General features: G+C 63.5%; 13 protein-coding genes. 3 read left to right on the top strand and 10 right to left on the bottom strand.

Annotated elements, in window-relative coordinates; all coding sequences use genetic code 11:
• Nucleotides 1-173 precede the first annotated feature (173 nt).
• The 10 genes from GV027_RS18105 to GV027_RS18060 all read right to left on the bottom strand — a co-directional run bounded on the left by GV027_RS18105 (nt 174) and on the right by GV027_RS18060 (nt 7,404).
• The gene (locus GV027_RS18105; RefSeq protein ID WP_159513058.1) at nt 174-1,064 is read right to left on the bottom strand and encodes an MBL fold metallo-hydrolase; all 891 of its coding nucleotides are present in this window, start codon (nt 1,062-1,064) and stop codon (nt 174-176) included.
• A gap of 20 nt (nt 1,065-1,084) precedes the next feature.
• Nucleotides 1,085-1,651: a DsbA family protein gene (locus tag GV027_RS18100; protein WP_236559366.1), complete on the bottom strand. Its 567-nt coding sequence runs from the start codon at nt 1,649-1,651 to the stop codon at nt 1,085-1,087.
• 77 nt (nt 1,652-1,728) lie between these two features.
• Entirely contained in the window at nt 1,729-2,358 is a 630-nt protein-coding gene (locus GV027_RS18095) for a DsbA family protein (RefSeq protein WP_159513056.1), read from the bottom strand.
• Nucleotides 2,355-3,134, bottom strand: coding sequence for a TlpA disulfide reductase family protein (locus tag GV027_RS18090; RefSeq protein ID WP_236559365.1), 780 nt, complete (start codon nt 3,132-3,134; stop codon nt 2,355-2,357). Before GV027_RS18090 ends, GV027_RS18095 begins: the two co-directional genes overlap by 4 nt.
• 29 nt (nt 3,135-3,163) lie before the next feature.
• Nucleotides 3,164-3,946, bottom strand: a complete 783-nt coding sequence (locus tag GV027_RS18085) for a sulfite exporter TauE/SafE family protein (protein ID WP_201302699.1) — start codon at nt 3,944-3,946, stop codon at nt 3,164-3,166.
• On the bottom strand, nt 3,943-5,175 hold the full coding sequence (locus GV027_RS18080) for an NAD(P)/FAD-dependent oxidoreductase (protein ID WP_159513054.1): 1,233 nt from the start codon (nt 5,173-5,175) through the stop codon (nt 3,943-3,945). Before GV027_RS18080 ends, GV027_RS18085 begins: the two co-directional genes overlap by 4 nt.
• Nucleotides 5,172-5,606, bottom strand: a complete 435-nt coding sequence (locus GV027_RS18075; RefSeq protein WP_159513053.1) for a TIGR01244 family sulfur transferase — start codon at nt 5,604-5,606, stop codon at nt 5,172-5,174. The genes GV027_RS18080 and GV027_RS18075 overlap by 4 nt, the downstream gene beginning before the upstream one ends.
• Before the next feature lie 18 nt (nt 5,607-5,624).
• A complete protein-coding gene (locus GV027_RS18070) occupies nt 5,625-6,050 on the bottom strand; it encodes a DUF6691 family protein (protein ID WP_159513052.1) in 426 nt (141 codons plus the stop codon).
• Nucleotides 6,050-6,487 carry a YeeE/YedE family protein gene (locus GV027_RS18065; RefSeq protein ID WP_008830448.1) on the bottom strand — a complete coding sequence of 146 codons (438 nt, stop codon included), beginning with the start codon at nt 6,485-6,487 and terminating at the stop codon, nt 6,050-6,052. The genes GV027_RS18070 and GV027_RS18065 overlap by 1 nt, the downstream gene beginning before the upstream one ends.
• The gene (locus tag GV027_RS18060; RefSeq protein WP_159513051.1) at nt 6,487-7,404 is read right to left on the bottom strand and encodes an MBL fold metallo-hydrolase; all 918 of its coding nucleotides are present in this window, start codon (nt 7,402-7,404) and stop codon (nt 6,487-6,489) included. The genes GV027_RS18065 and GV027_RS18060 overlap by 1 nt, the downstream gene beginning before the upstream one ends.
• A gap of 85 nt (nt 7,405-7,489) precedes the next feature.
• Here GV027_RS18060 and GV027_RS18055 point away from each other — a divergent pair, with 85 nt between their 5' ends.
• Genes GV027_RS18055 through GV027_RS18045 form a run of 3 tightly spaced genes read left to right on the top strand, consistent with a single transcriptional unit; the run spans nt 7,490 to nt 9,094 of the window.
• Nucleotides 7,490-8,113, top strand: coding sequence for a peroxiredoxin (locus GV027_RS18055; RefSeq protein ID WP_159513050.1), 624 nt, complete (start codon nt 7,490-7,492; stop codon nt 8,111-8,113).
• On the top strand, nt 8,113-8,520 hold the full coding sequence (locus tag GV027_RS18050; RefSeq protein ID WP_159513049.1) for an ArsR/SmtB family transcription factor: 408 nt from the start codon (nt 8,113-8,115) through the stop codon (nt 8,518-8,520). The genes GV027_RS18055 and GV027_RS18050 overlap by 1 nt, the downstream gene beginning before the upstream one ends.
• 28 nt (nt 8,521-8,548) lie before the next feature.
• Nucleotides 8,549-9,094 (top strand): DsrE family protein, encoded by a 546-nt coding sequence (locus GV027_RS18045; protein ID WP_443029563.1) that lies wholly within the window; start codon nt 8,549-8,551, stop codon nt 9,092-9,094.
• The last annotated feature ends 183 nt before the right edge of the window (nt 9,095-9,277 follow it).

Raw genomic sequence — 9,277 nt, 5'->3', positions numbered from 1 at the left:
GGCATACAACCTTCAGCTGCTCGCCCGGCAGGCCGCGCCAGCCTGATAACGCGGCGCATCCTCCGGTGTCCGGCGTCACCAGCCATCCGCCACGCCGATTTCGCGCAGGCCTTTTTCAACGGTCTCGTTCGGTTCTGACACTTGAAACAGCAGCTGCCCTAGCGCGGACTGAGCTATGAAGCACCAGGTCCAAACCGGTTCAGAGGCACCTTGAGAAACGCCGTCCCACACTTGTCCGCATCCGGCAGCCGGCCGCCACGTATGTTCACCTGAAGCGCGGCGAGCATCAGGTCGGGTAGTGGGAGCGATGCGTCGCGTTTTTCGCGGGTCGCGACGAACTCGGCTTCGTCGATGCCATCGTGAACATGGATGTTGTCGCGACGCTGATCGGCGACGGTCGAGCGACCAAGTACGTCCCTGCCATCTTTGCCGTAGTCATGCCCAACATAGGTTGCGGTTTCAGGCGGGAGGTTCAGGATGGCACGGATCGAGCGCCAAAGCGCATGAGCATCACCACCCGGGAAGTCTGCCCGGCTTGTGCCGCTATCGGGAACCATCAGCGTGTCGTGAACGAACGCGGCATCGCCAACGACATAAGTGATTGAGGCGAGCGTATGGCCCGGGGACAGCATGACTTGAGCGTCTAGCGTACCGATCTGGAAACGCTCGCCATCGGCAAACAACCGGTCCCACTGGCTGCCGTCGACGGCGAGATCGGGCAGGCAGTAGATGTCCCGCCACAGCTTTTGCACTTCCACGATCTTGTTGCCGATCGCGGTTTTGCCACCGGTCTTGCCGGCGAGGTACGGAACGGCTGAAAAATGATCGGCGTGTGGGTGGGTGTCGAGCACCCATTCGACGGTCAGCCCCTTCTCGCGCACATAGTCGAGGATAAGATCGGCGTTGCGGGTCGCGGTCGCACCAGCGCGCGGGTCAAAATCCAGGACTGGATCGATGATCGCGGCCGTCTTAGTAGTGTCGTCGACGGCAACATATTGGAAGCTACCAGTGCGTTCGTCATGGAGCGACGCAACGGTCATACCATCGTGCTTATACTCTATCATGTTTTCGTCCTCTCGCTCCGTTAGCTTTCTGCCCGCGCCCGCGCGAACAACCGTTCGAAATCAGCCGCTTCGATCGCGCCCATCACCAGCATGCGTCCGGCAAGAAAGCCCGGGGTGCCGGCCAAGCCGATCGAATAGGCCTCTTGGCCGTTCGCACGCAGTCGCGCTGCGACGGCCTGTGCATGCGAAGCAAGCCAAGTCGTCGCGCGCAGCCAGTCCCCGCCAGTGCCGGTGACGACGTCTCGCAGCATGTCGTCGTCGATCAAACGACTGTCGGTCATCAGTCGGCGATGAACGGCCGGGTAGATGCCCTGTTCGGCGCAGCCGAGCGCAACGCTCGCGGCACGTTCAGACGGTGGACCGAAGATCGGCCAGTCCTTGTAGATGACCCGAACCTTGCCATCGCGTTCCACCGCCTCCTCCAAAGCGTGAAAGGCGTGACGGCAGGCCGGGCAACGATAATCGGTGAAGATGGCAAGCCGCAGCGTAGCATCGGCAGGACCGTGTTCAGGCGAACCGCCGCCTGCCAGGATCAGGTCGGCGGTCCGACCAACGTCGCGCCCAATCGGGGCGGTGCGCCGTAGCACTTGTCCGACCGCCCAGCCCCCCACGATTACAGCGCCGAGCCCGACCGCCTGCCTCCGATTGAGCGACCCCGGCACGTTCAACGACCTCCGGGCTTGCTGCGCGCCGTCGCAACGAGGCGGCGCAGTGTTGGTAGATCGACCGCGCCGGCCACGACCTGCGAGCCGACGATCAGCGCCGGGGTCCCGTTAAATCCGATCGCCTCGGCAATGCCATTGGTGCGCGTCAGCAGCGCATCGATCTCCGCGCCACGCGTCTTCAGGTCACGTTGCAGACGCGGCCAATCCACCTTGGCTTTCACAGCAGCTGCCCTGATACCGGCGCTGTCGAGCCGCGCCGGCGAGGCAAGCAGCGCTCCATGGAAGGCGGCATGCCTGCCCTGCCACTGGCTCGCCACGGCCGCCCGGGACGCCTCACGGGAGGCGGGTCCGAATATTGGCCAATCCCGATACACGATCCGGACCTTCGGGTCGGAGCGAAGCAGCGCGTTCAGCACCGGCTCCATGCGACGGCAATAGGGGCAGTTGTAGTCGAAGAACTCGACAAGGGTGACGTCATAGGCGGTGCCGGCCCGCTTGGGGGCTACGGGATCGTCGACGACTGCCTTGCGCGACAAATCAGGCTGCTGCTGCCCGACCGCAGGTGTCATCGGCACGGCGAAAGCAAGCGCGGCTAGAATGCCGGGAAAGAGAAGGTTGCGGCGGTTCATCGATGTTTCCTTGCCTTATCAATTCCATCGGCGAGCGCGGCGCGCGACAACTCTCCGAGCTGGAGCTGCACGATCGTGCCATCCGCGGCGACGAAGGCGGTTGCGGGATAGCCGGCGACCTCGAAGGCTCGGGAAAGCCTACGGTCGGGATCAAGCGCGACGTTGCCAGCACCGATGCCTTCGCGGGTAAGGAACCGGGTAACGGTCGCCGGCGCCTCACCCTGATCGGCGAGCAGAATCGGCACCTCTCCACGGCGCGACGCAGCAGCATCGAGCATTGGCAGCTCGCGCCGGCATGGGCCGCACCATGTCGCCCACAGATTGACCACGAAGGGACGACCCCGGAATCGATCAAGCGGGAGCGGAGCGCCGGATGGCGTCGTTAGGGCGAGATGATAGGGAAAGGGGCCGTAGGTCACGGGCGGGATCAGCGCCTGAAGCGTGAACCAGAGGCCGCCAGCTACGGCAAGCGCTGCCCAGCCTATCGCCAGAGCGCGCGTTCGGCCGAGCCGGAACGCCAGCGTTACCGCAGCGCCCGCGAGGCCGGCGACGGCCGAGAAGCCTCCCTGCCATATAGCTAGGATGGATAGGGGCGCTTCGACGTAGCTCGCCCAATGTGCCGCGACATAGCCGATCCGCGCCGCCACCAGTCCAGCGACGATGGCACCGGTCGTAACCGTAGACACTCGCGGGAAGCGGAACCGCCCTGCCAAGGTCGTGAGCCCCAGGAACACGACGATACATAGCACCGCCAATCCGCGATCGACCGCCATCATGAGCGGTCCGATGGCAATCGCACTTCCCATTAGAGAAACGCGCCTGCGCTCTTCCAGAGCATGTAAGCTGCGACCACGAAGATCAGCGTTGCGAAGACTGTGGTGAGTGTACTGCCCGTGCCCAGACGCTTGGCGATCCGCGTGCCAATCAACCCGCCGATAACCCCACCGCCGATGAAGGCGAAGGCGAGCGGCCAATCCACAAGCCCTGAGAACGCGTAGTTGGCAGCGGTCGTTAGCCCGAACGCGGTGACGGCGATCAGCGACGTGCCGACGGCGTTGAGAATCGGCATGCCCGTCGATCCAATCAGTCCGGGAACGATCAGGAAGCCACCACCGATGCCAAAGAAGCCTGAAAACAGTCCGGTGCCGAGGCCATAACCCAGCACCTTGGGCGCCTTCTCCCGGTTGCATTCTGCGCCGGGATTACCAGCGTCACCCCGCCCGCGCAGCATTACAACGCCGACAACGATCATGACGAGCGCGAACAGAAAGAGGAGCTTGCCGCCATCGACGGCCTTGCCCGCGGTGGATCCGAGTAGCGCACCGATGACGCCGGCAGTCGCATACATGCCGCCGCACCGCCATTTGACGGTATGTGCCTTGGCATGACCGATCAGACCGGTCGCGGCATTGGCCGCCACGGCAAACGCGCTCGTACCGATGGCGAGGTGCGCGTCGGGAACGCGCACCAGATACACCATGAGAGGCACGGCAAGGATCGAGCCACCGCCACCAACGAGCCCGAGGGTGAATCCGACCAGGCTGCCGGACAAGGCGCCAAGCAGATACTGGATTGGTTCGAGGATCATGCCGCCTTGCCGATCTCGTGTGGAGCGGCCATCCACTCGCGGCCTTTCAGCATGCCCTGCCAGTAGATCGGGGGCAGCATGCGCTCCTTCAGGAACCAGGCGGCGCGCGTCGGACGCGTTCCGTCCAGCAGCCAGGATGGGAAGCTGGGCAGCAGCTTTCCGCCATAGCCGAACTCGGCGAGGACGATCTTACCGCGTTCGACCGTGAGCGGGCATGAGCCGTAACCATTATAGTCGGCAACGGGGGGGCTGCCGTCGAGCGCGGCCAGCGCGTTGACTGCGACCACGGGCGCCTGGACGCGAGCAGCAGCGGCGGTCTTGGCGTTGCTGGTGCCAGCGGCATCGCCAAGGCCGAAGATGTTTTCAAATCGCTTGTGCCGCAGCGTAGTCTCGTCGACCTCGACGAAGCCGCTCGCAGCCGCGAGCGGGCTATTTGCGACGACGGCATGTGACACCTGAGGTGGCACGACATGAAGCATGTCGAACTCACGTTCGATCCGCTCGGAGACGCCGTCTTGCTTGCGCTCGAACGTGGCGACACGACGATCGGCGTCGACCGCGACCAGGTTGGACTCAAGCCTGAGATCGATACCGTACTTCTCGACATATTCCATCAGCGCCGGGACGTAGGTCGGGACCCCGAACAGGGCTGCGCCGGCATTATGGAACTCGACGTCGATAGCTGGGAGAACGCCGCTATCGCGCCAGATGTCGCAGGAGAGATACATCGCTTTCTGCGGTGCGCCGGCGCACTTGATCGGCATGGGTGGCTGCGAGAACAGCGCCCGCCCCTGCCGCAACTCCTTGACGAGCTGGTAGGTGTAGGGTGCCAGATCGTAGCGGTAGTTGGAGGTGACGCCGTTGCGGCCGAGAGCCTCAGGCAACCCTTCGATCTTCTCCCACGCCAGGCGCAGCCCGGGCGCGACGACCAGAACGCGATAGGTCAATGTGTCACCGTCTTCGAGCTCGACCGTGTTACGGTCGGGGTCGATGGCGACGGCCGGCAAACGTACCCACTTAACGCCCTTTGGCATTACGTCGGATTCGGTCTTGCGCGTCTGTTCGGGAGTGAAGACGCCGGCCCCCACCATCGTCCAGCCGGGCTGGTAATAATGGTCGGTCGCCGGATCGACGACCGCGATCGTCACTTTGGCGTTGCGCTTCAGAATGCTGGAAGCGGTCGCGATGCCGGCGGCACCGCCCCCGATGATGACGATGTCGTAGGTCATTGATCAGCCCTTTCGGAACGGCGCTTCAGCGCAGGCGTGAGATCGGCAAGGTCGTACCCGGCTGCCTTTGCTTGGTCGACGATCGTCGCCGGGTCGGCGCGATCGGCCTCGGCCAACGCCCACAAGGTCGCCGCGCGCGTCCCGCTACGGCAGAAGCCGAGCGTCGGCTGTGGCAGCGTGGCTAGCGCCTCCTTCATGCGATCCGCATCGGCGTCAGTCGCCTTGCCCGGTACGATAGGGACATGGGCAAACGCGAGACCGTGGTCGCCTGCCATTCGGGCCATTTCTTCCGCGCTTGGCTGGCCCGCCTCCTCGCCGTCCGGGCGGCTTGAGATGATCGAACGATATCCTGCCTTCACGGCAGCGGCGAGGTCGTCTTGCGTCAGCTGGGGGGCGGCAGAGAAGGACGAGGTGATCTGCTGGAAAGCCATGTGATGTCTCCTGTCTGATCAGGCCGAACGGCGGGAAGTGAATGCAAAGCGGTGGACGGCAACGCCGAGGGCCATTGCAGCGATGAAGACCAGTGCCGGCAGAGGCTGGATCGCCAGTGCGGCAATGGCGGGACCTGGGCACAATCCGACGATGCCCCAGCCTATGCCGAACAAGGCCGCACCGCCGATGAGGCGCCGGTCGATCGGCGAGGTGGCGGGCGTGTGGAATTGTTCGGCCGCGATCGGGGTCGAGCGACGCCGCACGACGAACCAGGCTATCGCCATCGGCAGGATCGCGCCTGCCATGACGAACGCCAAGGTCGGGTCCCACGCGCCGGTAATATCGAGGAACGCGCGCACCCGCGCCGGATCGATCATTCCGGAGATGGCAAGGCCGGCGCCGAACAGCGTCCCGCTAGCGAGTGAAATGAGGTTCTGGCGCATCACAGTATCACCCCGGACAGACGCATGATCGTGACCGTGACGACGCCGGTCGCCATGAACGTGACGGTCGCGGCGATGGACCGGGGCGACAGGCGGGACAGGCCGCATACGCCGTGACCACTGGTGCACCCGGACCCAAGCCGCGTTCCGATACCGACGACCAGACCGGCGACGGCGATCAGCGAAAGCGATGCCGGAAAGCTGGCTTTCACGCCCAAACTGGCCGCAGCAATACCCGCGCCCAAGGGCAGACCCGCGGTAAAGAGCAGCGCGAGGGCCCATGGTGGACCTCCATCTGTAAGACCCAAAACTCTTGCGAACATGCCGCTGACACCGGCGATGCGCCCGTTGCCCAGCAGCATGATCGCCGCGGCGACACCGATCATCAGCCCGCCGATGAAGCCTTCGAGCGGCATGGCATGGGGAAAGCCTGGCATCACAGCGCATCCAGCGGAATTTTGAGGTAGCGGGTGCCGTTGGCTTCCGGCTCCGGCAGATGACCACCGCGCATGTTCACCTGGATCGAGGGCAGGATGAGCTTGGGCATCGACAAGGTGGCGTCGCGACTGGTCCGCATCGCGACGAAGTCGTCTTCGCTGACCCCTTCGTGGACATGCACGTTGCCGACACGCTGTGCGCCTACAGTCGTCTCCCAGACATATTGGTCGCGACCCACCGCCTTGTAGTCGTGGCAGAGGAACAGGCGCGTCTCGTCCGGCAGCTGCATGAGCCGGCGGATCGAGCGGAATAGCTGGCGTGCGTCGCCACCAGGGAAGTCTGCCCGCGCGGTGCCGTAATCGGGCATGAAGAGCGTATCGCCGGTGAAGACCGCGTCCCCAATTGCATAGGCCATGTCCGCCGGCGTATGGCCGGGCACGTGCAGCGCAATGGCGTCGATGTTGCCGATGGCAAAGCGGTCGCCGTCCTCGAACAGCCGGTCGAACTCGGAACCGTTGCGCTCAAAATCGGTGCCGGCGTTGAAGATTTTGCCGAACACGTTCTGAACCCGGATGATCTCACGGCCGATCGCGAGCTGCCCGCCAAGCGCCTGCTGAAGATAAGGTGCCGCAGACAGGTGATCGGCATGAGCATGGGTTTCCAGCAGCCAATCGACCGTCAGTCTCTGATCCCGCACGTAAGCGATCACTGCGTCCGCCGACGCAGTTTTGGTCCGGCCCGCCGCGGCGTCAAAATCGAGGACGCTGTCGACGATCGCAGCCTTTTTCGTCGCCGCGTCCCAAACGACGTAGGTCGCTGTGTTGGTAGGCTCATCAAAGAAGGACTGAACGACCGGCGATCCGGCCGTTTTCGCGCGTCTGATCTGGGCGTTGGCTTCGCTCAAAACCGGGTCCATGACCATCTCCGTTTAATCAATCTCACGCTTTATGTAGTTGTGTAAGCGTATTGCGTCAACGGGGTGTTCGTGTCATTTGGGAGGAATGGAAATGATGGATGCGAACATGCCGCGCTCGCTGCGCATCGGGGATGCAGCCCCGAACTTCACCGCCCGCACCACGCAGGGCGAAATTGCGCTCGATCAGTATCGTGGGCGCTGGGTTGTGTTCTTCTCGCACCCTGCCGACTTCACGCCGGTTTGCACGAGCGAGTTCGTGGCCTTGGCTAAAGCGGCCCCTCAATTCGAGGAGCTGGATTGTGTATTGTTGGGGCTGTCGGTCGACAGCCTCTACTCTCATGTCGCCTGGCTTCGCGCGATCCACGACGTTTTTGATGTCGAGGTGCCGTTTCCGGTGATCGAGGATCCGTCGATGGCGGTTGGGTATGCCTACGGCATGCTCGACGAGCAGGCCGGCGATGCCTCAACGGTGCGTGCAACCTACTTCATTGATCCCGAAGGCGTTATCCGCGCACTCAGCTGGTATCCGATGAATGTCGGGCGCTCGGTCGACGAGATGCTTCGCACGGTCAGGGCGTTGCAGCGTTCGGCCGATGGCGAGGCCTATACGCCCGCTGACTGGCAGCCGGGCGACGACGTGCTCCTGCCTCCCGCTTTGCCGGGGAACGCAGGCGCCGACTGGTTTCACCAGACGAAGGCTGACCGGTGATGGCGATCTACCAGTCCCGCGCGCTTGCCGACGTTGCAGTCGAGAAGCTGCGCGTGTTCGCGCAGCCGCAGCGCCTTATGATCCTGTCCTATCTGCTGGGTGGCGAACGGCAGGTGGCGGACATCGAGGCGGCCACGGGCGTGACCCAACCAGCGCTCAGTCAGCAGCTTGCCGAGCTGCGGCGCGCCGATCTGGTGAAGACCAGGCGTGAGGCGAAGCAGGTTCACTACCGTCTTGCCGACGATGCAGCCGCACTGTGTGTGCGAACCCTGGAGGCGATGTTCGGAGCCGACGATCTGTCGGCTCCCCAAACGGCCCCGGCCCCCCGCCCAGTGCGACCGCCCGAGACGCCGTCCGTGGTTCGACCGCAAAACATCGGTGCGGCCGTTTTTGCGAGAGTTGGCTGATCATTTCGGCTGAAGAAGGAAAAAGCGGATGCGTATGCCAATCATTGCTCTTGCAGGATGCTTGTCACTCATGAGCAGCGTCAGTGCTTCAGCCGCCGTGCCTAGGCAGGCGGTGATACCGGGATATGGCGCGATCACACCCGTCGAAGGTGCTGCGGAACGGCCCGATCGCAAGTTGCGCTATCGCGTGCTGTTCAATGTGACCAAGGCCGCGGCAACGCCGGATAAAATCAATCCATCGCTGGAGAAGGTCGCCCGCTTTTTGAACCTGCTGGGCAACGATGGCGTTCGTCCAGAACAAGGCGATGTCGTCGTGATCGTCCACGGTCCGGCGACGCCCATCGTTACCGAAGATCGCGCCTATGCGACAAAGACGGGAGTAGCTGCGAACCCCAACCTTGCCTTAATTGAGGCGTTGAAAAAGGCGGGTGTATCCGTTCGGGTATGCAGCCAGGCTCTTATTGGAAACGGGATTGACCCCGCTACGGTAGGGAAAAGTGTCGAAACCGACGTGTCTGCGCTGACAACAATGGCGACGTTGCAGCTGCGTGGTTGGGTGCTGATCCCAGACTGATCGCGCCGACACGTTTCCTGTTTCATCATTCCAGTCCGTAACGCTGCTGGTGTCATAACCGGTCGAGACCGTTGAAAAAGGCCTGCGCGAAATCGGCGTGGCGGATGGCTGGTGACGCCGGACACCGGAGGATGCGCCGCGTTATCAGGCTGGCGCGGCCTGCCGGGCGAGCAGCTGAAGGTT

Origin of the sequence: Sphingomonas sp. T1, assembly GCF_902506585.1 — a bacterium.
GTDB lineage: Bacteria > Pseudomonadota > Alphaproteobacteria > Sphingomonadales > Sphingomonadaceae > Sphingomonas > Sphingomonas aerolata.
The sequence above is the reverse complement of the archived record's forward strand: the minus strand, read 5'-3'. Positions and strand labels throughout refer to the sequence as shown.

Coding starts and splice junctions, on each gene's coding strand:
- GV027_RS18105 (WP_159513058.1), bottom strand. CDS start 1,064: ATGATAGAGTATAAGCACGATGGTATGACCGTTGCGTCGCTCCATGAC.
- GV027_RS18095 (WP_159513056.1), bottom strand. CDS start 2,358: ATGAACCGCCGCAACCTTCTCTTTCCCGGCATTCTAGCCGCGCTTGCT.
- GV027_RS18090 (WP_236559365.1), bottom strand. CDS start 3,134: ATGATGGCGGTCGATCGCGGATTGGCGGTGCTATGTATCGTCGTGTTC.
- GV027_RS18085 (WP_201302699.1), bottom strand. CDS start 3,946: ATGATCCTCGAACCAATCCAGTATCTGCTTGGCGCCTTGTCCGGCAGC.
- GV027_RS18080 (WP_159513054.1), bottom strand. CDS start 5,175: ATGACCTACGACATCGTCATCATCGGGGGCGGTGCCGCCGGCATCGCG.
- GV027_RS18075 (WP_159513053.1), bottom strand. CDS start 5,606: ATGGCTTTCCAGCAGATCACCTCGTCCTTCTCTGCCGCCCCCCAGCTG.
- GV027_RS18070 (WP_159513052.1), bottom strand. CDS start 6,050: ATGCGCCAGAACCTCATTTCACTCGCTAGCGGGACGCTGTTCGGCGCC.
- GV027_RS18065 (WP_008830448.1), bottom strand. CDS start 6,487: ATGCCAGGCTTTCCCCATGCCATGCCGCTCGAAGGCTTCATCGGCGGG.
- GV027_RS18060 (WP_159513051.1), bottom strand. CDS start 7,404: ATGGACCCGGTTTTGAGCGAAGCCAACGCCCAGATCAGACGCGCGAAA.
- GV027_RS18055 (WP_159513050.1), top strand. CDS start 7,490: ATGGAAATGATGGATGCGAACATGCCGCGCTCGCTGCGCATCGGGGAT.
- GV027_RS18050 (WP_159513049.1), top strand. CDS start 8,113: ATGGCGATCTACCAGTCCCGCGCGCTTGCCGACGTTGCAGTCGAGAAG.
- GV027_RS18045 (WP_443029563.1), top strand. CDS start 8,549: ATGCGTATGCCAATCATTGCTCTTGCAGGATGCTTGTCACTCATGAGC.